General features: G+C 73.9%; 19 protein-coding genes. 10 read left to right on the top strand and 9 right to left on the bottom strand.

Annotated features, from left to right (window positions below; genetic code table 11):
• The first annotated feature begins 74 nt into the window (after positions 1 to 74).
• Positions 75 to 1,193: a hypothetical protein gene (locus ABRQ22_RS19115; protein ID WP_353707831.1), complete on the top strand. Its 1,119-nt coding sequence runs from the start codon at positions 75 to 77 to the stop codon at positions 1,191 to 1,193.
• Between the two features lie 71 nt (positions 1,194 to 1,264).
• Here the strand turns inward: ABRQ22_RS19115 and ABRQ22_RS19110 are convergent, their stop codons facing one another.
• Positions 1,265 to 2,158: an SURF1 family protein gene (locus ABRQ22_RS19110; protein ID WP_353707830.1), complete on the bottom strand. Its 894-nt coding sequence runs from the start codon at positions 2,156 to 2,158 to the stop codon at positions 1,265 to 1,267.
• Positions 2,159 to 2,402: 244 nt separating this feature from the next.
• On the opposite strand from ABRQ22_RS19110, the gene ABRQ22_RS19105 reads away from it, so the two are divergent.
• The 5 genes from ABRQ22_RS19105 to ABRQ22_RS19085 all read left to right on the top strand — a co-directional run bounded on the left by ABRQ22_RS19105 (position 2,403) and on the right by ABRQ22_RS19085 (position 10,142).
• Complete coding sequence (locus ABRQ22_RS19105) at positions 2,403 to 4,904, top strand: phosphoketolase family protein (protein WP_353707829.1); 2,502 nt, start codon at positions 2,403 to 2,405, stop codon at positions 4,902 to 4,904.
• Complete coding sequence (gene pta, locus ABRQ22_RS19100; RefSeq protein WP_353707828.1) at positions 4,901 to 7,114, top strand: phosphate acetyltransferase; 2,214 nt, start codon at positions 4,901 to 4,903, stop codon at positions 7,112 to 7,114. Before ABRQ22_RS19105 ends, pta begins: the two co-directional genes overlap by 4 nt.
• Complete coding sequence (locus tag ABRQ22_RS19095; protein WP_353707827.1) at positions 7,111 to 8,370, top strand: acetate kinase; 1,260 nt, start codon at positions 7,111 to 7,113, stop codon at positions 8,368 to 8,370. The genes pta and ABRQ22_RS19095 overlap by 4 nt, the downstream gene beginning before the upstream one ends.
• A 16-nt stretch (positions 8,371 to 8,386) precedes the next feature.
• Positions 8,387 to 9,328 carry a DUF4031 domain-containing protein gene (locus tag ABRQ22_RS19090; protein ID WP_353707826.1) on the top strand — a complete coding sequence of 314 codons (942 nt, stop codon included), beginning with the start codon at positions 8,387 to 8,389 and terminating at the stop codon, positions 9,326 to 9,328.
• 124 nt (positions 9,329 to 9,452) lie between these two features.
• Positions 9,453 to 10,142 carry an ElyC/SanA/YdcF family protein gene (locus tag ABRQ22_RS19085; RefSeq protein WP_353707825.1) on the top strand — a complete coding sequence of 230 codons (690 nt, stop codon included), beginning with the start codon at positions 9,453 to 9,455 and terminating at the stop codon, positions 10,140 to 10,142.
• 47 nt (positions 10,143 to 10,189) lie between these two features.
• Here the strand turns inward: ABRQ22_RS19085 and ABRQ22_RS19080 are convergent, their stop codons facing one another.
• The 4 genes from ABRQ22_RS19080 to ABRQ22_RS19065 are packed head-to-tail and all read right to left on the bottom strand — an operon-like array spanning position 10,190 to position 14,651.
• Complete coding sequence (locus ABRQ22_RS19080) at positions 10,190 to 11,833, bottom strand: succinic semialdehyde dehydrogenase (RefSeq protein ID WP_253050849.1); 1,644 nt, start codon at positions 11,831 to 11,833, stop codon at positions 10,190 to 10,192.
• A gap of 9 nt (positions 11,834 to 11,842) precedes the next feature.
• Entirely contained in the window at positions 11,843 to 12,904 is a 1,062-nt protein-coding gene (locus tag ABRQ22_RS19075; RefSeq protein WP_353707824.1) for a GNAT family N-acetyltransferase, read from the bottom strand.
• Positions 12,901 to 13,518: a GNAT family N-acetyltransferase gene (locus ABRQ22_RS19070; protein WP_353707823.1), complete on the bottom strand. Its 618-nt coding sequence runs from the start codon at positions 13,516 to 13,518 to the stop codon at positions 12,901 to 12,903. The genes ABRQ22_RS19075 and ABRQ22_RS19070 overlap by 4 nt, the downstream gene beginning before the upstream one ends.
• A gap of 8 nt (positions 13,519 to 13,526) precedes the next feature.
• Positions 13,527 to 14,651 (bottom strand): GuaB3 family IMP dehydrogenase-related protein, encoded by a 1,125-nt coding sequence (locus ABRQ22_RS19065; RefSeq protein WP_253050846.1) that lies wholly within the window; start codon positions 14,649 to 14,651, stop codon positions 13,527 to 13,529.
• 145 nt (positions 14,652 to 14,796) lie between these two features.
• Between ABRQ22_RS19065 and ABRQ22_RS19060 the strand changes: the two genes are divergently transcribed.
• Both ABRQ22_RS19060 and ABRQ22_RS19055 read left to right on the top strand, forming a co-directional pair.
• Positions 14,797 to 15,498, top strand: a complete 702-nt coding sequence (locus ABRQ22_RS19060; protein ID WP_253050845.1) for an exonuclease domain-containing protein — start codon at positions 14,797 to 14,799, stop codon at positions 15,496 to 15,498.
• Positions 15,499 to 15,659: 161 nt separating this feature from the next.
• Positions 15,660 to 17,195, top strand: coding sequence for a UDP-N-acetylglucosamine 1-carboxyvinyltransferase (locus tag ABRQ22_RS19055; RefSeq protein WP_253050844.1), 1,536 nt, complete (start codon positions 15,660 to 15,662; stop codon positions 17,193 to 17,195).
• A 54-nt stretch (positions 17,196 to 17,249) separates the two neighbouring features.
• Here the strand turns inward: ABRQ22_RS19055 and ABRQ22_RS19050 are convergent, their stop codons facing one another.
• The gene (locus ABRQ22_RS19050; RefSeq protein WP_205207131.1) at positions 17,250 to 17,888 is read right to left on the bottom strand and encodes a Rid family hydrolase; all 639 of its coding nucleotides are present in this window, start codon (positions 17,886 to 17,888) and stop codon (positions 17,250 to 17,252) included.
• A gap of 357 nt (positions 17,889 to 18,245) precedes the next feature.
• On the opposite strand from ABRQ22_RS19050, the gene ABRQ22_RS19045 reads away from it, so the two are divergent.
• Entirely contained in the window at positions 18,246 to 19,859 is a 1,614-nt protein-coding gene (locus ABRQ22_RS19045) for an FAD-dependent oxidoreductase (protein WP_353707822.1), read from the top strand.
• 144 nt (positions 19,860 to 20,003) lie between these two features.
• Here the strand turns inward: ABRQ22_RS19045 and guaB are convergent, their stop codons facing one another.
• Positions 20,004 to 21,533, bottom strand: coding sequence for an IMP dehydrogenase (gene guaB / locus ABRQ22_RS19040; protein ID WP_253050842.1), 1,530 nt, complete (start codon positions 21,531 to 21,533; stop codon positions 20,004 to 20,006).
• An 82-nt stretch (positions 21,534 to 21,615) separates the two neighbouring features.
• Positions 21,616 to 22,749 (bottom strand): MerR family transcriptional regulator, encoded by a 1,134-nt coding sequence (locus ABRQ22_RS19035; protein WP_353707821.1) that lies wholly within the window; start codon positions 22,747 to 22,749, stop codon positions 21,616 to 21,618.
• A 267-nt stretch (positions 22,750 to 23,016) separates the two neighbouring features.
• Between ABRQ22_RS19035 and ABRQ22_RS19030 the strand changes: the two genes are divergently transcribed.
• Positions 23,017 to 23,307, top strand: coding sequence for a WhiB family transcriptional regulator (locus ABRQ22_RS19030; protein ID WP_031316449.1), 291 nt, complete (start codon positions 23,017 to 23,019; stop codon positions 23,305 to 23,307).
• Between the two features lie 174 nt (positions 23,308 to 23,481).
• On the opposite strand, the gene groES is transcribed toward ABRQ22_RS19030, so the two are convergent.
• Positions 23,482 to 23,778, bottom strand: a complete 297-nt coding sequence (gene groES, locus ABRQ22_RS19025) for a co-chaperone GroES (protein WP_253050840.1) — start codon at positions 23,776 to 23,778, stop codon at positions 23,482 to 23,484.
• Between the last annotated feature and the right edge of the window lie 159 nt (positions 23,779 to 23,937).

The raw sequence follows: 23,937 nt of genomic DNA, 5'->3' as shown, positions 1-23,937 counted from the left end.
GAGATCGACCTCCAGAGGGTCGATCTCGGACGCTGGGGTCGATCTCGCGGGTTCGGTTGTCCACAGACCACGGCGTGACGCCCCGCGTCCCGCCCGCGTCGGCCACGCTCGGCACCATGCCGCACGACATCCCGCCGATCGACACCCTGCCCCGGGCCACCCCGGCGCGCGACGCCGCGCCCGTGGAGCCGCCCGCCCGCGACACCCCACCGGGCCGCACGTCGTCGGACGGGCGTGCGGACGTCACCTCTCCCGACGCCGCGCCCCGGCGCCCCGACGACGACCGCCGGACCGAGCGCCCCGTCCCGCCGACGGCGACCCGCTTCTCGGAGGAGCGGCGCACGGAGCTCGCCCGCCGCACCCGGGACGGGACCCTCGACCGCGTCCGGCGCGGCGTCTACCTCCCGCCGGTCCCTGCCGACGCGAGCCCCGCGCAGCTCCGCCGCGAGCTGGTGCTGCGTCGCGTCAGCGCCGTCGCCGAGCGGCTGTCGAGCGCGTACTGGTTCAGCCACACGAGCGCCGCGCTGCTGCACGGCTGCTGGACCTGGCGGCTGGCCGACGTCGTCCACGTCACCCAGCTCCGCCCGCCCAAGGCGGCGCAGACCCGCGAGCCGGCGCTCCGCCGGCACTGGACCCCGCTCCCGGTCCGTGACCGCACCCTCGTCGCAGGTCTCCCGGTCACGACGCTGGAGCGCACGGTCGTGGACTGCGCCCGCTCCCTGCCGGGAGCGCAGGCTCTGGTCGTCGCCGACTCGGCGCTGCGCGCGGGGGCCGACCCGGCGGTGCTCGGCGCCCTGCTCGCGGAGGCCGCGGGGCGGCGCGGCGTCCGCCGGGCACGCGCCGTCGTCGGGCTCGCGGACGCCCGGTCGGAGTCGCCCGGGGAGTCGGTCGTGCGGTGGGTCGTGCACGACGCCGGGCTGCCGGCTCCCGTGCCCGGGCTCGAGGTCCCGACGTGGCGCGGGAGTCTGTGGGTGGACCTCGGCTGGCCGGAGCACCGGGTCGCGGTGGAGTTCGACGGCGCGGTCAAGTACTCGGGTGGCGACTTCGGGGACCCGCGGTCGCGCCTGCAGCAGGAGAAGGCGCGGCACGACGCGCTCGTGGAGGCGGGGTGGGTCGTGCTCCGGGTCGTCTGGGCGGACCTGGGCGACCCGGCGACGATCGTGCGGCGCGTCGAGCGGGCTCTTCGTCGGTGACGACGCCCGCGGGGGCGGGTCCACGCGTCGAGGCGCGGCGCGAGGTCGACCCGTACGTCCGAGATCGACCCTCAGGAGGTCGACGTCGAGCCGGGCGGGTCGATCTCGGCGGGGTCCGGGAGGCCGGCGATGCCGCCGCCGTCACCGCGGGTGCGGCGCTTGCCGCCCGCCGCCTCGTCGCGCACCAGGCGGATCCACAGCAGCACGGCGAAGCCGCCGAACACCCACCACTGCAGCGCGTAGAAGAGGTTCTGGAGGTTGAGACCCGTGCCGCCCTCGATCGTCGGGCGCGGGAGCTGCGCCGGGCCGCCCTCGGCCGCCGAGGGCTGCTCGGGGTCGGACGACAGGAGCACGAGGTACCCCGAGTACATCGGTCCGCCCCACTCGTTGACGAGCGCCCCGGTCGAGATGGCGTCCGTGAGCCCCGGGGCGGAGCCGCCCTGGCCGGCGGCCTCCGAGGCCTGGAGGTAGCCCGTGAGCCGCACGACGCCGTCCGGCGGGTCGAGCGCGGCACTCTCCTCGGGCGTCTCGACCCAGCCGCGGACCACGGGCAGCACGGGAGCGCCCGAGAGACCGGCCCACGACGCGCCCTGCGTCCCGTCGTCGGTCACGTGCAGCGGCGTGAGGATGAGGTAGCCCACCCGGCCGTCGAGCGCACGGTTCTCCACCAGGAGCTGGCCCTCCGGGTCGTACTCCCCCTCGACCCAGGCCTGCCGACCGACGAGCTCGCCCGGGAAGGAGGACTGCGGCGGGAGCAGCACCCCGACGCCCTCGGGCCCGGCGGCCTCGAGCTCCGCGGCCTCCTGCTGCGCCGCGAGCTCGGCCCGCTGCTGCGCGCGGTCGAGCTGCCAGACGCCGAGCCGTGCGCACACGGCGGCGGCCAGGAGGAACAGCACGAGCAGGCCGACCACGCGGGGCTGGCGGGCGACCGCCCAGAACGAACGCGGGGCGGTGGGCTCGGGCACGACCCCACGGTAGCCGGGCCTCGCGCGAGAACCCGCATCGCGGGCGACGGACCGGGCGAACCTCACACCGGTGCGGTCGGACGCGGTGGCGTGCGCGACCGGCTCCCGGGACCTAGGACCTTTTCTGCGGTCCTGGACGGACGTCACACCGCCCGGGGCCGTCACGGACCGTGCAGGGCCCCGGTCGATGCGGTTGTATGAAGCCGTAGTCGTTCACGAACCCTTCCCCCTGCAGGAGCGTGAGATGAGCACGACCACCGCCACCGAGTCCACCGCCTGGCGACCCGCCGAGGTCGCCCCCCTCGACGACGACACCCTGCGTCGCGTCGACGCGTGGTGGCGTGCAGCGAACTACCTGTCCGTCGGCCAGATCTACCTGCTCGACAACCCGCTGCTGCGCACGCCGCTGGACCGCGAGGACGTCAAGCCGCGCCTGCTGGGCCACTGGGGCACGACGCCCGGCCTGAACTTCCTCTACGCGCACCTCAACCGCGCGATCGCGCAGCGCCGCCAGTCGACGATCTACGTCGCGGGCCCCGGTCACGGCGGCCCCGGCCTCGTCGCGAACGCGTACCTCGAGGGCACGTACTCCGAGACGTACACGGACATCACGCAGGACACCGAGGGCCTGCGCCGCCTGTTCCGCCAGTTCTCCTTCCCGGGCGGGATCCCGAGCCACGTCGCGCCCGAGACGCCGGGGTCGATCCACGAGGGCGGCGAGCTCGGCTACGCGCTCTCCCACGCGTACGGCGCGGCGTTCGACAACCCGGACCTGCTGGTCGCGGCGGTCGTGGGCGACGGCGAGGCGGAGACGGGCCCGCTCGCGACGAGCTGGCACTCCAACAAGTTCGTCAACGCGCGCAACGACGGCGTCGTGCTGCCGATCCTGCACCTCAACGGGTACAAGATCGCCAACCCGACGGTGCTCGCCCGGATCAGCGACGACGAGCTGCGCGACCTCATGATCGGCTACGGCCACACCCCGTACTTCTTCACGGGCGGGTTCGACGGCGAGGACCACTTCGAGGTCCACCAGCGCTTCGCGCAGCTCCTCGACGAGGTGCTCAACCACATCGCGCAGATCAAGGCCGACGCCGCGGCCGGGAACGACGAGCGACCCGCGTGGCCGATGATCGTGTTCCGCACGCCGAAGGGCTGGACCTGCCCGCCCGTCATCGACGGCAAGAAGACCGAGGACTCGTGGCGCGCGCACCAGGTGCCGCTCGCGAGCGCGCGGGACACCCCGGAGCACCTCGACGTGCTGCGCGGCTGGCTCGAGTCGTACCGCGCGGACGAGCTCTTCGACGAGGGCGGTCGCCTGCGCGACGACATCGCCGCGCTCGCCCCCGAGGGCACGCTGCGCATGAGCGACAACCCGCACGCGAACGGCGGGCTGCTGCTCAAGGACCTGCGCCTGCCGGACTTCCGCGACTACGCGGTCGACGTCTCGGGACCGGGCGGCAACGTCGCCGAGGCGACCCGCGTGCTGGGTCAGTGGCTCACCGACGTGGTGCGGCTCAACCCCGACAACTTCCGGATCTTCGGGCCGGACGAGACCGCGTCGAACCGGCTCCAGGCCGTGTACGAGGTCACGGACAAGCAGTGGAACGCCGACTTCTTCGGGCCGGACGTCGACGAGCACCTCGCGCGTGCCGGCCGGGTCATGGAGATGCTGTCGGAGCACCAGTGCCAGGGCTGGCTCGAGGGCTACCTGCTCACCGGGCGGCACGGCCTGTTCACCAGCTACGAGGCCTTCATCCACATCGTCGACTCGATGTTCAACCAGCACGCGAAGTGGCTCAAGGTCACCAACCACATCCCGTGGCGGCGACCGATCGCGAGCCTCAACTACCTGCTGTCGAGCCACGTGTGGCGCCAGGACCACAACGGCTTCAGCCACCAGGACCCGGGCTTCATCGACCACGTCGTCAACAAGAAGGCCGAGATCGTCCGCGTCTACCTGCCGCCGGACGCCAACACCCTGCTCTCGACCTACGACCACTGCCTGCGCTCCCGCCAGTACGTGAACGTCGTCGTCGCGGGCAAGCAGCCGGCACCGCAGTTCCTGTCCATGGACCAGGCCGTCGCGCACTGCACGCGCGGGCTCGGCATCTGGGAGTGGGCCGGCACCGAGGTCGAGGGCGAGGACCCGGACGTCGTGCTCGGCGCCGCGGGCGACGTCCCGACGCTCGAGGTGCTCGCCGCGGCGGACATCCTGCGCCGCCGGATCCCGGACCTCAAGGTCCGGGTCGTCAACGTCGTGGACCTCATGCGGCTCCAGGACGAGAAGGAGCACCCGCACGGCCTGTCGGACAAGGACTTCGACACGCTCTTCACCGCGGACCGGCCCGTCATCTTCAACTACCACGGCTACCCGTGGCTGATCCACCGCCTCACGTACCGCCGCACCAACCACGCGAACATCCACGTGCGCGGCTACAAGGAGGAGGGCACCACCACCACCCCGTTCGACATGGCCATGCTCAACGACATCGACCGCTACCACCTGGTGATCGACGTCATCGACCGCGTGCCGTCCCTGCGCTCGACCTACGCGGGTCTGCGCCAGGAGATGGTCGACGCGCGGCTGACGGCCCGGCAGTACACCCGCGAGCACGGGGAGGACATCCCCGAGGTGCGCGACTGGGTGTGGCCGGACGTCGGCGAGACGGCGACCGAGCAGGGTGGCCCGCAGTACAACGGCGCGAGCGCCGCCGTGCAGGACACCGGAGGAGACAACGAGTGAGCGATACCGCTCGCAGCATCTACATCACCTCGCCCGAGGGCGAGACGGGCAAGTCCACGATCGCGCTGGGGGTCCTCGACCTGCTGGTCCGCAAGGTCCAGCGGGTGGGGGTCTTCCGCCCGGTCACCCGGGCCGCCGGCCCGGACGTGCAGGACTACGTGCTCGAGCTCCTGCTCGCGCACGACGGCGTGGACGTCACCGCCGAGCAGGCGATCGGCGTCACGTACGAGGACGTCCACGCCGACCCGGAGGCCGCGCTCTCGCAGATCGTGGCCCGGTACCACGAGGTCGCGCGGCAGTGCGACTTCGTCGTGGTGGTCGGGACGGACTACACCGACGTCGCGGGCCCGACCGAGCTGTCGTTCAACGCGCGCGTCGCGGCGAACCTCGGCGCGCCGGTCCTCCTCGTCGTCTCCGGCAAGGACCGCACGCCCGACGCCGTGGGCAACCTCATCGAGGTGAGCGTCGCCGAGCTGCGCTCCCAGCACGCGCAGCCGATCGGCGTCGTCGCGAACCGCGTCCAGCCGGACGACCTCGACGCGGTGCGCGCGCTGCTCGGGGCGCTCGGCCCCGACGGCGAGCCGCTCGCGCGGGCCGCGGGGACGGCGTCGGGCACGACGGCCGAGCCGGCCACGGGCGCGCACCTGCCGGGCTGGGCGGTGCCCGAGGACCCGTTCCTCGACGCACCGACCGTGCGCGCGCTCATGGAGGCCGTGGGCGGGACGCTCGCGTTCGGGGAGGAGGCGCTCCTGGGCCGCGAGGCGACGGACCTGCTCGTCGGCGCCATGTCGTTCGAGCACCTGCTGGACCGGCTGACCGACGGCGCGGTCGTCATCACGCCCGGCGACCGCGTCGACATCCTCATCGGGCTGCTCGCCGCGCACTCGGCGTCGGGCTTCCCCTCGCTCGCGGGCGTCATCCTCAACGGCGGGTTCTTCCCGCCGGAGTCCACGGCGCGCCTCGTCGCGGACCTCGACCCGAGCCTGCCGATCATCCGCACCGACCTGGGGACGTTCCGCTCGGCGAGCGCCGCCGCGAGCGCCCGCGGCCGCGTCACCAAGGAGTCGCAGCGCAAGGTCGACACGGCGCTCGCGCTGTTCGAGCAGAACATCGACGGCGCGGCGCTCCTCGCCGGCCTCGACGTTCCCCGGCCCGAGGTCGTCACGCCGCTCATGTTCGAGTACGAGCTGCTCTCGCGCGCCCGCGCGGACCGCAAGCACGTCGTGCTCCCCGAGGGCGACGACGACCGCATCCTGCGCGCCGCGTCCACGCTGCTCGGCCGCCAGGTCGCCGAGCTGACGATCCTCGGCGAGGAGCCCAAGGTCCGCGCCCGCGCGGCCGAGCTCGGCCTCGACATCGACGCCGCCCACGTCGTCAGCCCGCACGACCCGGGGCTCGTGGAGCGGTTCGCGGCGGAGTACGCCCGCCTGCGCGCCCACAAGGGCATCCGGCTCGAGGAGGCGCGCGAGCGCGTCCAGGACGTCTCGTACTTCGGCACGATGATGGTCCACCTCGGCCTCGCGGACGGCATGGTCTCGGGCGCCAAGCACACGACGGCGCACACCATCAAGCCGTCGTTCGAGATCATCAAGACGCAGCCGGGCGTGTCCGTCGTGTCGTCGGTGTTCCTCATGTGCCTCCAGGACCGCGTCCTCGTCTACGGGGACTGCGCGGTCATCCCGGACCCGACCGCGGAGCAGCTCGCGGACATCGCGATCTCCTCCGCGGCGACGGCGCAGCAGTTCGGCGTCGACCAGCGCGTCGCGATGCTGTCGTACTCGACCGGCGAGTCGGGGTCGGGTGCCGACGTCGACAAGGTGCGCCGGGGCACGGCCCTCGTCCGCGAGCGCCGCCCCGACCTGTTCGTCGAGGGCCCGATCCAGTACGACGCCGCCGTGGACGCGTCCGTCGCGGCGTCGAAGATGCCGGGCTCGGACGTCGCGGGCCGCGCGACGGTGTTCATCTTCCCGGACCTCAACACGGGCAACAACACCTACAAGGCGGTGCAACGCTCCGCGGGCGCCGTCGCGGTGGGCCCGGTCCTCCAGGGCCTCAACAAGCCGGTGAACGACCTCTCGCGCGGCGCGCTCGTGCAGGACATCGTCAACACCGTCGCGATCACGGCGATCCAGGCGCAGGGGTCCGCGGCCCCTGCGCCAGCCGCCGACTCCACCCACGACTCCGGCCACTCCCGAGGAGCCACCTCATGACGATCCTGCCCGAGGGCGAGCGCCCCAACCCCTACAGCGCCTACGGGGCGCACGGGTCCGTGCTCGTCATGAACTCGGGGTCGTCCTCGCTCAAGTACCAGCTCGTCAACCCCGTCGGCGGCGAGGCGATCGCCGCGGGCACGATCGAGCGCATCGGCGAGGACACCGGCATCATCAAGCACCGGTTCGCGGGGAACACGACGACGCGTGAGGAGCCCGTCGCGGACCACGGCGTCGCCCTGCGCATCGCGCTGGGCCTGTTCGACGAGGTGGGGCCGACGCTCGCCGACGCGGACGTGTACGCCGTGGGCCACCGCGTGGTGCACGGCGGCGCGGTCTTCTCCGCGCCGGTCCTGGTGGACGACGACGTCGTCCGCCAGATCTCCGCGCTCTCGCCGCTGGCACCGCTGCACAACCCGCCGAACGTCAAGGGCATCGAGGTCGCGCGCGAGCTGCTGCCCGACGTGCCGCACGTCGCGGTGTTCGACACGGCGTTCTTCTCCACGCTGCCCGACGCCGCGGCCACGTACGCGCTGGACCGCGAGGTCGCGCAGGAGCACGGGGTGCGCCGGTACGGGTTCCACGGCACGAGCCACCAGTACGTGTCCGGCAAGGTCGCGCGCGTGCTGGGCCGCCGGATCGAGGGCCTCAACACGATCGTGCTGCACCTCGGCAACGGCGCGTCCGCGTCGGCCGTGCGCGGCGGCGTCGCGGTCGACACGTCGATGGGCATGACGCCGCTCGAGGGCCTCGTCATGGGCACGCGCACGGGCGACATCGACGCGGCCATCGTGTTCCACCTCGCGCGCAACGCGGGCATGAGCATCGACGAGATCGACGTCCTGTTCAACAAGCGCTCGGGCGTCAAGGGCCTGTCGGGGGTCAACGACTTCCGCGAGCTGCGGCGGCTCATCGACGCCGGCGACGAGGGCGCGCGCCGCGCCTTCGACGTCTACATCCACCGCCTGCGCAAGTACGTCGGTGCCTACACCGCCGTGCTCGGCCGGGTCGACGTCGTCGCCTTCACGGCGGGCGTCGGCGAGAACGACGCGGACGTGCGCGCCGCCGTCGTCGAGGGGCTCGAGCCGCTCGGCCTCGCCGTCGACCCGGAGCGCAACGCCGTGCGCTCCGGCGAGCCGCGCGTCATCTCGCCCGACTGGACGAGCACGCTCGTCATGGTCGTGCCGACGATGGAGGAGCTCGCGATCGCGCGCCAGTCCGTCGAGGTCGTCGAGGCGGCGTCGCGCGCGTCGTAGGTGGCATGCTCGGTCGGTGACCGTTCTCATCGACCCGCCGGCGTGGCCCGCGCACGGGACGCTGTTCAGCCACCTGGTGTCGGACGACTCGTTGGCGGAGCTGCACGCGTTCGCCGCGGGCATCGGCGTGAGCCGGCGGGCGTTCGACCTCGACCACTACGACGTCGCCGCCGAGCGGTACGACGCCGCGGTCGCGGCGGGAGCCGTCCCCGTCGGCGGGCGCGAGCTCGCGCGCCGGCTCGGGGCGTCCGGGCTGCGCGTGCCGGGCCGGGCCCGGCGCGCGGCGAAGGCCGACGCGCTGCTCGCCCGGTGGGACGCGCTCCTGCCCGGGGCCCGCGACGTCGGCGTCGACCTCGTCGAGCGCTGGCACGAGCCGCACCGCGTCTACCACGGGCCGGAGCACCTCGTCCACGCGCTCGACTCGCTCGCGCTCCTGGAGGGGCGACCCCCCGGAGTGCCCGACGGCGCGAGCCCGCCCGGGCGCGAGCCCGTCGGCCCGGCGGCGAGCGACACCGCGGCGACCCAGCTCGCGCTGTGGTTCCACGACGCCGTGCACGACGGCGTGGCGGGACGCGACGAGGAGCGCTCCGCCGAGCTCGCGCGTACCCGGCTCGCGGGCCACCTCGACACCGCGGTCGTCGACGAGGTCGTGCGGCTCGTGCTCGTGACGACGGACCACTCCCCCACGGCCGACGACCGGGCGGGTGCGCTCGTGTCCGACGCCGACCTCGCGATCCTCGGCTCCGCGCCGGACCGGTACGCGCGGTACGTCCGACAGGTCCGCGCCGAGTACGCGCACGTGCCCGACGACGCCTTCCGCACCGGTCGCGCCGCCGTCCTGCGAGGACTGCTCGGTGGCGGCGTGCTGTTCCGCACCCCGCAGGGCGCCGCCCGATGGGAGGACCGGGCCCGCCACAACCTCACCGACGAGCTCACGACCCTCACCACCCCCACCTAACCCTCGCCCCCGGCAACCCGCCGAACAGGTGGTCCTGGCGCGTCCCGGACGGCGGACGGGTCAGGACCACCTGTTCGGGGCGCCGTGTCGCCTGTCGGCGTTGTGGCGGCGCTAGGGTCGGGGCGTGAGCGACGACCCGACCTCCAGCCCGGCCGCGCAGTCCTCGACGTCGACGTCGTCCGGGTCGGGGGCCTCCCGTCGGGTCCCGCGCGACCGTCCCCGTCGGTCGCGGCGTCGGCGCGCGACGGTCTGGGTCGCGGCCGGCCTGGCGGTGCTCGTGCTGGCGCCGTTCGCCGTCGTGCAGGGCGTCGGGCGCGCGCACGTCGCCGACCGGGCGGACGTGCCGCCGAGCGACGCGATCGTCGTCCCGGGTGCGGGGCTGCGCCCCGACGGGTCGCCGTCGACGTACCTGCGACGTCGGCTCGACGCGGCCGCGGAGCTCTACGGCCGGGGCGTCGCGCCCGTCGTCCTCGTGAGCGGCGACGCGCACGACGACTACGACGAGCCCGGGTCGATGCGCGCGTGGCTGCTCGACCGGGGCGTCCCGGACGACGCGATCCTGCTGGACCGGGAGGGCTTCGACACGCACGCCACGTGCACGCGCGCGGTGTCGGAGTTCGGCGTCGGCACGGCGGTCGTGGTGACGCAGGGCTACCACCTGCCGCGCACGCTCTTCTCGTGCCGCGTCGCGGGTCTCGACGCGGTCGGGATCGGGGTCAGCGCGGCGAGCGTCGAGCCGTGGAAGGCCGTGCTCTACCGCGTGCGCGAGGTACCCGCGGCGACGAAGGCCGTGCTCGACGCCGTGCGGCGCTGACGACGCGCGCCCGGCACCGTCGGGGGGCAGTGGCAGCCGGAGGACGGTCAGGGCAGGCGCAGGCGACGCATGACGTCGAGCGCGGAGGTGAGCACCCTGCTGGGGAGCTCGCCGCCGATCTCGTAGAGCGTGTCGAGCGTGAGGCCCTGGTTCGCGCCGCGCTGCACGGAGATGGTCTGCGCCTCCGTGAGCGCCTCGATCCCCTCGCGGCCGTGCCGACGGCCGAGGCCGGACGCCTTGAACCCGCCCATCGGGGCGCCGACGGAGCCCCAGGCGGCGGAGTACCCGTCGTTGACGTTGACGGTCCCCGCCTCCACGCGGGCCGCGATCCGGCGGCCTCGCGCCACGTCGCGCGTCCACACGCTCGCGTTGAGCCCGAACTCGGAGTCGTTCATGACCCGCACGGCCTCGTCGTCGCTCGCGACCCGACGCACGGAGACGACGGGACCGAACGTCTCCTCGCGCGCGCACGCCGCGTCGTCGGGCACGTCGTCCAGCACCGTGGGTGCGTAGAACCAAGGGCCGATGTCCGCGCGGTGCACGCCGCCCGCGAGGACGCGCGCGCCGCGCGCGATGGCGTCCTCGACGTGCGCGACCACGCGGTCGAGCTGCGCCTGCGACGTGAGCGACCCCATGTCGGCGGAGTAGTCGAGCCCGGCGCCGAGGCGCATCTCGCGGACGAGCGGGACGAACTCGTCGAGGAACGCGTCCGCGACGTCCTCGTGCAGGACGAGCCGCTCGATCGAGACGCAGAGCTGGCCGGAGTTGGAGAAGCACGCGCGCACGGCGCCGCGCGCGGCGGCGCGCACGTCGGCGTCGGCCGCGACGTACAGGGGGTTCTTGCCGCCGAGCTCGAGCGTCGCGCCGATGAGGCGCTCTCCCGCCCGCGCGGCGACCTTGCGGCCGGTGGCCGTCGAGCCGGTGAACGCGATGTGGTCCACGTGGTCGGTCACCGCGGCGCCGACGTCTCCCCCGCCCGCGACGACGAGGAACAGGTCCGCGGGCAGGCCCGCCTCCTCGAGCAGCTCCGCGCCCCACAGCGCGGTGAGCGTCGTCTGCGGGTCCGGCTTGAGCACGACGGCGTTGCCCGCCACGAGCGCGGGCACGGCCTCGGCGAACGCGAGCGTCAGCGGGTAGTTCCACGGCGCGACGACGCCGACCACGCCCACGGGGCGACGGTGCACGCGCGTGCCGGTGAGCACGGGCAGCATCCCCGGCGCCCGCCGGTCGGCGAGGTAGCGCGGGCCGCGCCGCGCGTAGTGGCGCGTGAGGATCGCGACGTCGGCGACCTCCTCGAACGCGCTGCGGCGCGACTTGCCGGACTCCATCTGGATGAGGTCGAGGCCGTCGGACTGGCGCGCGAGCACGAGCTCGCCGAACCGCCGCAGCACGGCCGCGCGCTCCCGGACGGGGAGCGCCGCCCACGCCGGCTGCGCGGCCCGCGCCCGCTCGACAGCCCGCGCGACGTCCTCGACGGAGGACACCGGGAACGCGGCGAGCGGCGCGCCCGTGAAGGGCAGGACGGAGCGGTGCATGCCCGCCTCGTTGCTGGTGACGACGCGCTGCGCGAGCGGTGCGACGACGTCGGGCTCGAGCACGTACGTCGCCGCGGGGTTCTCGGGGTCGATCAGGCCGTCCAGCGCGGCGCCCTCGCCGGGTCCGCTGCCGGGGGTGCCGGATGAGCTCGTCATGGGGACAGGCTACGTCGTCGGACCGACAGGACCGGTGACGGGCAGCTCCCAGGTCGTGAGCACGGGGCGGAAGCCCTGGCGCGCCCAGAACGGCGCCGAGAGCGGGTTGAGGACGCCGTGGTGCAGGAGCACGACCGCGTCCTTCCCGGCGCGTTCCCGCACGCGCGCGAGCGCCGCGTCGACGAGCGCACCGCCGACCCCGGCGCCGCGCGCCGCGCCGGTCACGTGCAGGAGCACCAGGTAGGAGACCGGTCCGGCCGTGACCGTCCCGGCGACCGCCCCGGACCGCTCCGGCGGCTCGACCGCGACCACGCCCAGGACGTCCTCGCCTCGCTCCCCGGACGCGCCCCCGCGAGCCTCGGCCCGGGCCGCCGTCGCGACGAGGAACGTCGTGGCCGGGTTCGCCACCGCGCCCGCGACCTGGGTCGCGAGGTGCTCCCGGGCTCCGGGGCGCACCCGGGCCGCGCCCACGAGCTCGTCGTACGCGAGCTCGGCGAGCTGGTGCGCCACGAGCGCCGGGACGTCGTCGGCCGTCGCGTCGCGCACGACCGCACCGGCACGACCCCGCGACGCGGCGGGTGCCGTCCCGCGCCGCGCCGCCAGGTGGACGGTCGGGCGCATCCCGTGCGCGGCGAGCGCCGCGACGGCCTCGACGTCCCGGCTCGGCCACAGGAGGACCATGCCGTGGTCGCGCGGTGCCGGGCCCACCTGGCGCACGCCGTCGCCGACGGGCGGGACGCCCGGGTCCCCGGCGACGCGCGCCGCCCAGGCGGCGAGGAGCGCGGCGACCGCGCCCGGGACGTCGGGGCCGGCCGCCCGTGCGCGCAGCCGGTGCTCGCGCAGCGGGCGGAACAGCGCGGTCGACGAGTCGGCGCCGACGTCGCCGGCCGTGAGGAGACCCGCGGCCCGGGACCCGTCGAGCAGCCGGACCGCGAGCAGCCGCGCGTCGTCCGGCGCGGCGCCCAGGTCGGGGACCGCGACGAGCGGGTCGAGCGCGCGCACCCGCGCACGGTGCTCGGCCTCGAGCGCGGCCAGGTCGTCGGCGTCCGGCGCCCAGGCCGTCGTCGTCATCGCCCGGCGTCGCGCGCGTCCGCCGCGCCGAGCGGTCGACCGAGGACGACGCACTCCTGGTCGACGTAGCCGAGGCGCTCGTAGAAGCCGCGGACCGCGTCGTTGGTCGAGCGCACCATGAGGCGCACGGCGCGCGCGCCCTGCGCGGCGAGCCACGCCTCCGCCGCGACGACCGTGGCGCGACCCGTGCCGGTGCCCTGCAGGCGCGGGTCCACGGCGACGTAGTACAGCCAGCCGCGGTGCCCGTCGACGCCGGCCATCGCCGACGCGACGACCTCGCCCGCGCGGACGACGCCGCTGGGACCGCCGCCGGGGTCGCCGTCGGCGGACGCCCGTCCCGGGAGGTCGCGCGTCGCCCGGCCCACGAGCACCGTGGACGTCTCCCCCAGCCGGGCGTCCGCGAGGTCGCGGTACGGGTCGTTCCACGGCCGGGTGAGGTCGCACGCGCGCCACAGGGCGACGACGTCCTCGACGTCGTCGTCCGCGACGTCCGCGAAGGCGACGTCCGCGTCCTGACCGCGGAGGCCGCCGTCGAGCGACTCCTCACGCGCCCGCCCGGGCACGGCGGCGCCCGCGCGCGTCAGCCGCGGTCCGTCCGCGACGCGCCCCGTCACGGTGCGGCTCAGCGCGGCTGGTACGGCGAGACGACGACCTCGACGCGCTGGAACTCCTTGAGGTCGGAGTACCCGGTCGTGGCCATCGCGCGCCGCAGGGCGCCGACGAGGTTGAGCGTGCCGTCGGCCTGGCGGCCCGGGCCGAAGAGGATCTCCTCGAGCGTGCCGGCGGTGCCGACGCGCACGCGCTCGCCGCGCGGGAGCTGTGCGTGGTGCGCCTCCGAGCCCCAGTGCCAACCCCGGCCGGGAGCCTCCTCGGCGCGCGCGAGCGCGGCACCGATCATCACGGCGTCCGCACCGCAGGCCACGGCCTTCACCAGGTCGCCCGAGCGGCCGACGCCGCCGTCGGCGATGACGTGCACGTACCGGCCGCCCGACTCGTCGAGGTAGTCGCGGCGCGCGGCCGCGACGTCCGCGACCGCCGTCGCCATGGGCGCGTGGATCCCGAGCGAGACGCGCGTGGTGTGCGCCGCGCCGCCCCCGAAGCCGACGAGGACGCCCGCGGCGCCCGTGCGCATGAGGTGCAGCGCCGCGGTGTACGTGGACGCGCCGCCGACGACGACCGGGACGTCGAGCTCGTAGATGAACCGCTTGAGGTTGAGCGGCTCCGCGACGCCGGAGACGTGCTCGGCCGAGACGGTCGTGCCACGGATGACGAAGAGGTCGACGCCCGCGTCGACGACGGTCTGGTAGTGCTCCTGGGTACGCTGCGGCGACAGGGCGCCGGCGACCGTGACGCCCGCGGCGCGGATCTCCTTGAGGCGCTGCGTGATGAGGTCCGGCTTGATGGGCTCCGCGTAGATCTCCTGCATGCGCCGCGTCGCCTCGAGCGGCTCGAGCGCCGCGATCTCCTCCAGGAGCGCGGTGGGGTCGTCGTAGCGCGTCCAGAGGCCCTCGAGGTCGAGCACGCCGAGGCCGCCGTGGTTGCCGAGCGCGACGGCCGTGGCCGGGCTCATCACCGAGTCCATGGGCGCCGCGAGGATCGGCAGCTCGAAGTGGTACGCGTCGATCTGCCAGCCGACCGACACCTCCTTCGGGTCGCGCGTGCGCCGGGACGGCACGACCGCGACGTCGTCGAAGGAGAACGCGCGCCGACCGCGCTTGCCACGTCCGATCTCGATCTCGTTGCTCACCGGGCCAGCCTACCGGCGGGCCGTGCCCGTCACCTGCACGACCGCCGTGTGGGTGGGCGCTGGCAGGGTGACGCTCGTCGCCGGGACGTCCGGCGGCACCGGCCGCGACGCGCGCCGGGACCCGAGCGAGACCCCGAGGTGCACCATGACGACGACGCCCTGGACGGCGGGACCGCTCCTCGGTCTCGACACCGAGACCACGGGCGTCGACGTGGACGTCGACCGGATCGTCACCGCGGCCCTCGTCCTGCGCGAGCCCGGGTCGACGCACGTGCGGACGTGGCTCCTCGACCCCGGCGTCGAGATCCCCGCCGAGGCGACGGCGATCCACGGCGTCACGACGGCGCACGCGGCTGCCCGCGGTGGCGTGCCGGCCGAGGCGCTGGAGGAGATCGCGACGCTCGTCGTCGACGCCCAGCGCGACGGCGTCCCGCTCGTCGCGTACAACGCCGCGTTCGACCTCTCCCTCCTCGACGCGGAGCTCGTCCGGCACGGCCTGCCGACCCTCGCCGCCCGGCTCGGCCGGCCCGTGCGCCCGGTGCTCGACCCGCTCGTGCTCGACCGGGCGTGGGACCCGGCGCGCGAGGGCAAGCGCCGGCTCGTCGACCTCTGCGCGCGCTACGAGGTGCTCGACGTCGGTCCGCTGCACACGGCGGACGCCGACGTCCTCGCCACGCTGGACCTCCTCGACGCCCTCGCGCGCGCCTTCCCGGACCTCGGCGCCCTGGGCCCCGACGCCCTCCACGACCTGCAGGTCGCGGCGCACCGCCGCTGGGTCGACGCGCTCGACCCCGAGCGAGAGCCGCCCTACGTCGGGGCCGGCGCGGACGGTCGCTGGCCCTCGTAGCGGACGAGCGACGACGAGCCGGGCAACGGGGCCACGCGCCCGCGAGCACGTTCGCACCTATCTCACGACACGGATGGAGATCCTGTGACGAACCCGTGATCTCGGCACGACCACGCCGCGTCGGCGCGTGAATATCTCATCCATGAGTTATCGTCGCTCGCATGACAGCGATCGACGACGCCCCCCTCACGCAGGTCGGCACGCTCATCCGCGGCGCCCGCCAGAACCGGGGCCTCACGCAGACCCAGCTCGCCGAGCGGCTCGGCACGAGCCAGAGCGCCGTGCACCGCATCGAGCAGGGCGCCCAGAACCTCAGCCTCGAGATGCTCAACCGCATCAGCCTCGCGCTCGACTCCGAGATCATCAGCCTCGGCGGGCCCAAGCACGCGCACCTGCGCGTCCAGGGCGGCCACACCCTGTCCGGGCGCATCGACGTCAACTCCTCGAAGAACGGCGCGGTCGCGCTCCTGTGCGCGTCGCTGCTCAACCGGGGTCGCACGACCCTGCGCGGCGTCGCCCGCATCGTCGAGGTCGACCGCATCGTCGACGTGCTGCGCTCCATCGGCGTCCGCGCGACCTGGACGACCGGCGGCCGCGACCTCGAGATCGTCGTGCCGGACCAGCTCGACCTCGCCGCGATCGACGTCGACGCCGCGCGACGCACCCGCTCGATCATCATGTTCCTCGGCCCGCTGCTCGGGCTCCGGGACGCGTTCGAGCTCCCGTACGCCGGTGGCTGCGACCTCGGCACGCGCACCGTGGAGCCCCACATGATCGCGCTGCGGCCGTTCGGCCTCGCGGTCACGGCGACGGGCGGCAACTACCACGCGACGGTCGCGCCGGCGTCGGGCACGGACCTGTCGGTCGTGCTCACCGAGCGCGGCGACACCGTCACCGAGAACGCGCTCATGGCCGCGGCCCGCCGCGACGGCGTGACGACGATCCGCAACGCCAGCCCCAACTACATGGTCCAGGACCTGTGCTTCTACCTCGAGCTGCTCGGCGTCCGGGTGGAGGGCATCGGCACGACGACGCTGCGCGTCCACGGCCGCACCGACATCGACGTGGACGTGGAGTACGCCGTCTCGGAGGACCCGGTCGAGGCGATGAGCCTGCTCACGGCGGGCATCGTCACCGGCTCCGAGATCACGGTCGCGCGCGTCCCGATCGAGTTCATGGAGATCGAGCTCGCGACCCTGTCCGAGATGGGCCTGCGCTACACGCAGAGCACCGAGTACCTGTCCCGCAACGGCCGGACGCGCCTCGTCGACGTCACCGTGCACCCGAGCGAGCTGCACGCCCCGATCGACAAGATCCACCCCATGCCGTTCCCCGGCCTCAACATCGACAACCTGCCGTTCTTCGCGGTCATCGCCGCGAACGCGCAGGGCACGACGCTCATCCACGACTGGGTCTACGAGGGCCGTGCGATCCACCTCACCGACCTCACGCGCCTCGGGGCGGACGTGCGGCTCCTGGACGCCCACCGGCTCCAGGTGACGGGCCCGACGCGCTGGTCGGGCGCCGAGGTGAGCTGCCCGCCGGCGCTGCGCCCCGCCGTCGTGATCCTCCTCGCGATGCTCGCCGCGAAGGGCACCTCGGTCCTGCGCGGGGTGGACATCATCGCGCGCGGCTACGAGGGCCTCACGGAGCGCCTGCGCGAGCTCGGCGCCAACATCGAGACCTTCCGCGACTGAGCCGACGACCGACGCGACGGGCCGGCACCCTCGGGGGCGCCGGCCCGTCGTGCGTCACTTCGGGTAGACCGCGTCCACCTCGACCTCGACGAGCCAGCCGTTCACGGGAAGGTTCTCGATCTCGAGCGCGAACCGCGACGGCCGCGCGGCGTTGACGACCATCGGCGCGGTCGTGGCGGAGCCGAGCTGGACGTCGATCGGCTTCCCCGTCGCGAGGTTCGTGTTCGCGAAGAACTGCCGGTAGGCGCGGTTCCAGCCGGCGAAGTCCATCTTCTCCTGCCCCGCGGGGTTCTGGAGGAACACGCGCATGGACACGACGTCGTCGTAGGACAGCCCGGCCCGCTCGAGGTTCTCGCCGATCCGCATGAGGACGTTGATCCCCTGCGCCTCGGTGATGGTCACGCCCGCCGGCAGCACCCCTCCGGGGAACACGTCGGTGGGGATGTAGCGCTCCTCGGCGCCGGCCCCCGGCGCCGTGTTCATCGCGGAGGGCCCGAGGCCCGAGGACTTGTACCAGGCGACGTTCTTGCCGAACGCGACGCCGTCGGCGATCGACGGGGTGTCGCCGGTGACGAACGAGAAGGACTCGGTGGGCTTCGGCTCGAAGAGCTTCCCTGCGGCGACGGCGGTCCCGGGCACGGCGACGGCGGCGGTGACGGCGACGGCGACGACGACCTTGGTGCGGTTCTTCATGCAGGCCTCCTGGCGGGGACGGCGGGCGCCACCCTGACGCCCGCTCCGGCGGGCCGCGACGGCCGCCGGAGCGGTGACGCTAGACGCGCACCGTTTCGGGGGCGTGACGGGCGCGTGTCGGCTCGTCGCCCGGCGGTCGGGCACCGGCAGCGCGCGCCGCACCGCCCCGTGACCAGGCACGACGGCGCCGACACGAGACGTTTACGCGAGCCGCCGCGTGTTGACGGGCGCGAAACGCACCGGACCCACGTTCGCGACGACGCGTGCCTAGCGTCGGCCGCGGTGCTGACGGCGGCACCCGGCATCGTGGGCCGGGCCGTCCGCCCGTCAGGCCGTGGACGAGAGGGCTCCAGCCACATGGTCACTGACGAGAAGACGTCCGGCGTCTCGCGCCGCAGCTTCCTCCAGGCCGTCGGGGTCGGCTCCAGCGCCGGCGTCATGTTCGCGACGATGGGGGCGGTCGGGCTCGCGCCGACGGCCGCCGCGCAGCCACGGAACGAGTCGTGGACGCCGCCGCAGGGCAGCGACTTCAGCCTGACGGGTCGCTCCGCCAAGAAGGTCGTCGTCGTGGGCGCCGGACCCGCGGGTCTCGCCTCGGCGTACGAGCTGCAGAAGGCGGGGTACCGGGTCACGGTGCTCGAGGCGCGCCACCGGCCCGGCGGCCGGACGCTGACGATACGTGGGGGCGACTCCGAGACGGACGTCAACGGCGTCACCCAGAAGGCCCGGTTCTCCGACGGCGTGTACATGAACGCCGGCGCGGGCCGCATCGCGCAGTGGATGGTCACCATGGACTACCTGCGCGAGCTGGGCGTCCCCTACGAGGTGTTCACCAACGCGAACGCCGACGCCTACCTGTACAACGAGCGCTCGGGCGCCACCCCCGGCAACCCGGTCCGGTACCGCACGGCGAAGGCGGACGTGTTCGGCTACACGTCCGAGCTGCTGAGCTACGCGACCGACCAGGGCGCGCTCGACCAGAAGCTCTCGGCCGCGGACAAGGAGAACCTGCGGGCGTTCCTCCGGTCCTGGGGGTCGCTGCAGTCCGACGGCAGCTACCGCGGCGGCGACAACCGCGGGTTCTCGGTCTACCCGTCCGCCTGGAACGAGCACGGCACGCCGCTCCCCGGCCCCGGCACGGTCTCGGAGGTGCTCGCGTCGAAGGTGGGCCAGTACTTCCCGTTCGAGATCAACTGGGAGCAGTCGATGCTCATGTTCCAGCCGAAGGGCGGCATGGACACGACCTACGACTACTTCGTGCGGGCCATCGGCAAGCAGAACGTCCTGTTCAGCTCGCCGGTCACCGGCGTGCAGAACACCACGAGCGGCGTCACGGTCACCTACACCGCGCCGAACGGCAAGACCCGCCAGGTCGACGCGGACTTCGCGATCGTCGCCGCGCCCGCGGGGCTCATGCGCCGCTGGGACACGAACTGGGGCCCGGACATCGACGCCGCCCTCGGCGAGTTCGCGATCGGCTCGCCGGCGGGCAAGATCGGGCTCGAGTACCGCTCGCGGTTCTGGGAGGACGACCACCGGATCTTCGGCGGCATCACCGAGACCGACATGGACCTCGCCCACGTCTGGTACCCCTCCTACGGGTACGGCGAGCGCCGTGGACTCGTCGTCGGCTACTACAACACCGGGGCCAACGCGCGCGCCTACGCCGACATGACGCCGCGGCAGCGCGAGATGCGCGCCGTCGAGCAGGGCGTGAAGATCCACGGCGAGAAGTACCGGACCGAGCTGGAGAGCTCGTTCTCCATCGCGTGGCACAAGGTGCCCTACATCGAGGGCGCGTGGGCCTACCCGAATACGCAGTCGTCGCGCTTCAAGCAGCTCCAGCAGGGTGCGGGGAACGTGTACTTCGCGGGCGACTGGATGTCCGAGATCTCGGCGTGGCAGCACGGCGCGTTCTGGGCCGCCCGGTACGCCGTGCAGGCCCTGCACACGCGCGTCATGACGTCGTGAGCCCGGCGGCGCACCCACCGGACGGACCCTCCGTCTGACGCGGCACGCGGACGACGACGTGTCCGCGACGCGACGACGGCCCGGCACCCGGCACCCGGAGGGGTGCGGGACGCCGGGCCGTCGTCGTGCGGGCGGTGGCCCGCCTCAGAAGCCGGTGTAGTTGGGGGCCTCGACGGTCATCTGGACGTCGTGCGGGTGGCTCTCCTTGAGCGACGCCGACGTGATGCGGATGAAGCGGCCCTTCTCCTGGAGCTCCGGGACGGTCCGCGCGCCGACGTAGAACATCGTCTGGTGCAGGCCGCCGACGAGCTGGTGCGCGACGGTGCCGAGCGAGCCCTTGTACGCGACCTGGCCCTCGATGCCCTCGGGGACGATCATGTCGTCGCTCGTGACCTCGGCCTGGAAGTAGCGGTCCTTCGAGTACGACTTCTTGCCGCGCGAGGACATGGCGCCCATGGAGCCCATGCCCCGGTACGCCTTGTACTGCTTGCCGTTCACGAGGATCGTGTCGCCGGGCGACTCCTCGGTGCCCGCGAGCATCGAGCCGAGCATCACCGACTCCGCGCCCGCGACGATGGCCTTGCCGATCTCGCCCGAGTGGCGCATGCCGCCGTCCGCGATGACGGGCACGCCCGCCGGGCGCGCGGCGAGCGACGCCTCGTAGACCGCCGTGACCTGCGGGACGCCCACGCCGGTGACGATGCGCGTCGTGCAGATGGAGCCCGGGCCGACGCCGACCTTGACCGCGTCCGCGCCCGCGTCGACGAACGCCTGGGCGCCCTCGCGCGTCGCGACGTTGCCGCCGATGACCTGGACGTCGCGCGTCGCCGGGTCGGACTTCAGGCGCGCGACCATCTCGATGAGCATGCGCACGTTGCCGTGCGCGGTGTCCGCGACGAGCACGTCGACGCCCGCGTCGATGAGCGTCGTGGCGCGCTGCCACGCGTCGCCGAAGTAGCCGATCGCGGCGCCGACGAGCAGGCGGCCCTGGCCGTCCTTCGACGCGTTCGGGAACTGCTCGGACTTGACGAAGTCCTTGACCGTGATGAGCCCGGTGAGGCGCCCGTCCGCGTCGACGAGCGGCAGGCGCTCGAGCTTGTGCTTGCGCAGGAGCGCGGTCGCCTCCTCGCGGGAGATGCCCGCCGGGCCCGTGATGAGCGGCTGGGGCGTCATGACCTCGTCGACCTTCGTCGTCGCCCACTCGGCGACGGGCGTGAAGCGCAGGTCGCGGTTGGTCACCATGCCGATGAGGCGGCGCTCGGCGTCGAGGACCGGGAAGCCGGAGATCCGGTACTCGCCCGCGGTCTTGTCGAGCTCCTCGAGCGTCGCGTCCGGGCCGATGGTCACCGGGTTGTCGATGATCCCCGTCTGCGTGCGCTTCACCAGGTCCACCTGGAGCGCCTGGTCCTCGATGGACAGGTTGCGGTGGAGGACGCCGATGCCGCCCTGGCGCGCCATCGCGATCGCCATGCGCGACTCGGTGACGGTGTCCATGGCCGCCGAGACGAGCGGGACGCGGATCGAGATCTCACGCGTCAGGCGCGTCGTCGTGTCGATGTCCGACGGCGCCAGGTCCGAGTAGCCGGGCTGCAACAGGACGTCGTCGTAGGTGAGACCCAGGAAACCGAAGGGGTCGCGGTCGGGAGCGGCGGCGGGGACGGGCGAGGCGGTCACACCAGGATTCTACGCCGCGGGGCCCTCCCGTATTCCCGCACCGTCCGCGCACCGGCGCCCGCGCGACGCCCCGCCCGACACCTCAGCGGACGACCGCGAGGAGCTCGTGCAGGAGCCCCGGGAAGCTGCGCACGCGGTGCACCGTCGCGGCGAGCGGGAGGTCGCCGGCGGCCTCGTCGCTCGGGAGCCCGACGAAGAACGGCAGGCTCGGGTTCGCCTCGTGCGCGGCGTGGACGATCCCCAGGTCGGGGCGCGCCTGGGTCGTCACCATGGCGACCGCCGAGGGCCGCACCATCGTGACGATCTCGAGCGTGCGGTGGACGTTCGCCGGCCCGGTGACGATGCGGGCCATCGCGCCGTGCGACGCGAGCGACGCGGCGAGGGCGTGCGCGGCCAGGGGCAGCGGCTCGTCCGGCGCCGCGAACACGAGGACGATGCGGCGCATGCGGCTCGGGTGGTTGCGGGGCGGGCCGCCGGCCGCGACGATCGCGTCCTCGCTCGCCTGCGTGTACTCGCGCAGCGCGCCCAGCGTCGCGTTGGCGAGCACGACCTCCGGGACCTCGCCCGGGCCGGCGAGCACGGTGCGCTCGGCGAGCCGCTCGAGCGCCGGCTCGACGAGGTCGGACCACCAGGCCGCGGGGTCGCCGCCCGCGGGGATCCGCAGGAGCCGGTCGCACGTGCGCTGGTCGTAGGCGATCGCGGCGTCGACGACGTCGGACACGCGCGTGGGCCGCGGGGCCTCCCGCACGCCGAGGGCGCGCGGCGCGGTCCCCCGCGCGCCTTCTCCGCCCGGCACCGCGCGCAGGAACGGGCGCGACGGCGCAGCGGGCTCGGGGGCCGCGTCGTCCGCGTCGAGGTCGTCGTCGGCGTCGGTGCCGCCCTCGGCGCCGTGCTCGTCGAACGAGACGGCACCGCGGTGCGCGTCGAGCTCGTCGTCGTCGGCGGCCAGGGCCGCGCGGGCCGCGTCGGCGGGCGCGACGCCGTCGAACGTGAGGCGCCGCATGACGACCAGGCGGGCGACGTCGTCGTCCGTGTAGCGCCGGTGGGAGCCCGCGCGGTGCTGCGAGGGCCCGAGGCCGTAGCGGCGGTCCCAGGTCCGCAGGGTCGCGGGCGCGACGCCGAGCCGACGCGCGACGGCGGCGACGGCGAGGCCGGGGTTCGTGGACATGCTCGGTCGGGCTCCCTCGGGGTCGGGGGCGGACCGGACGGAGGTCATGGATCGATTCTGCCGACCGCGCCACCGTCCCGCCACCTCGTCCAGGTCACAGTCCTGCACCCTTCGCGCCAGGCTTGTGCGAAGTTTGTTCACCATGCGCGCAAACGCGCCAGCAGGGCCGCATCGCGTCAGCCTAGACGCGAATGCTGCACCGTTCTCGCCGCCTCCACGAGCCGCGTGACGCCTCCGAACGGCCGTGACCTGGCCCTTCACCTTTCTCGCACAGGGGGCTTGAACAACTTCTGAAACGCTTGTAGGTTGTTCGCCATGGCTGAGATCTCAAGGCTTCCCGGGCCCGTCATGGAGCTGTGGGAGTGGCAGTACCAGGGTTCGTGCCGCGACGCGGACGACACGTTGTTCTTCCACCCCGAGGGCGAGCGCGGCTCGACGCGACGGCGTCGCGCGGAGGCCGCGAAGGCGATCTGCCACTCGTGCCCCGTCATGATGCAGTGCCGCGAGCAGTCGCTCCGCGTGCGCGAGCCGTACGGGGTGTGGGGCGGCCTGAGCGAGGACGAGCGGGCGGCGATCCTCGCCGGGGGCGCCCGCCGCACCGGCTGAGCACCGGCAGCACGACCAGCAGCAGTACCACCAGCAGACCTGCACGGCACCGGTACGACGTCGTACCGGGAGCACGTGCGCACGACCCGTGGGAACGGTGGGGCGACCGGCCACGGAACGCAGCAGGGCCCGCGACCGGACGGTCGCGGGCCCTGCTGCTGGAACGGGTCGGCGTCAGCCGACCACCACGGCGAGGATGTCGCGCGCGGACAGGACCAGGTAGTCCACGCCGCCGTACTTGACCTCGGTGCCGCCGTACTTGCTGTAGATGACCTTGTCGCCGACGCTCACGTCGAGCGGGACGCGGTTGCCGTTGTCGTCGACACGGCCCGGACCGACGGCCAGGACCTCGCCCTCCTGGGGCTTCTCCTTGGCGGTGTCCGGGATGACCAGGCCGGATGCGGTCGTGGTCTCGGCCTCGAGGGCCTTCACGACGATCCGGTCCTCGAGCGGCTTGATGGGGACCGACACGTCGGACCTCCCCTTTCGCGGTGAGAACTGCAACGGATGGGTCGAGCGCACCGGCTGGCCGTCGTCGCGGGTGCCGGACAGCCTGGTCGCACGTGGTGCCGCCTCCGCGAGCGGTGGCGGCACGTCCTCAAATCTAGGTCGCCGTTAGCACTCGGTCAA

Source organism: Cellulosimicrobium sp. ES-005, from assembly GCF_040448685.1.
Classification (GTDB): Bacteria; Actinomycetota; Actinomycetes; order Actinomycetales; family Cellulomonadaceae; genus Cellulosimicrobium; species Cellulosimicrobium cellulans_G.
Note: the sequence above shows the minus strand (reverse complement) of the source record. Positions and strands in the feature narration are given on the sequence as shown.

Coding starts and splice junctions, on each gene's coding strand:
- ABRQ22_RS19080 (WP_253050849.1), bottom strand. CDS start 11,833: ATGACGAGCTCATCCGGCACCCCCGGCAGCGGACCCGGCGAGGGCGCC.
- ABRQ22_RS19060 (WP_253050845.1), top strand. CDS start 14,797: ATGACGACGACGCCCTGGACGGCGGGACCGCTCCTCGGTCTCGACACC.
- ABRQ22_RS19050 (WP_205207131.1), bottom strand. CDS start 17,888: ATGAAGAACCGCACCAAGGTCGTCGTCGCCGTCGCCGTCACCGCCGCC.
- ABRQ22_RS19035 (WP_353707821.1), bottom strand. CDS start 22,749: ATGACCTCCGTCCGGTCCGCCCCCGACCCCGAGGGAGCCCGACCGAGC.
- ABRQ22_RS19095 (WP_353707827.1), top strand. CDS start 7,111: ATGACGATCCTGCCCGAGGGCGAGCGCCCCAACCCCTACAGCGCCTAC.
- ABRQ22_RS19075 (WP_353707824.1), bottom strand. CDS start 12,904: ATGACGACGACGGCCTGGGCGCCGGACGCCGACGACCTGGCCGCGCTC.
- ABRQ22_RS19030 (WP_031316449.1), top strand. CDS start 23,017: ATGGCTGAGATCTCAAGGCTTCCCGGGCCCGTCATGGAGCTGTGGGAG.
- ABRQ22_RS19055 (WP_253050844.1), top strand. CDS start 15,660: ATGACAGCGATCGACGACGCCCCCCTCACGCAGGTCGGCACGCTCATC.
- ABRQ22_RS19105 (WP_353707829.1), top strand. CDS start 2,403: ATGAGCACGACCACCGCCACCGAGTCCACCGCCTGGCGACCCGCCGAG.
- ABRQ22_RS19045 (WP_353707822.1), top strand. CDS start 18,246: ATGGTCACTGACGAGAAGACGTCCGGCGTCTCGCGCCGCAGCTTCCTC.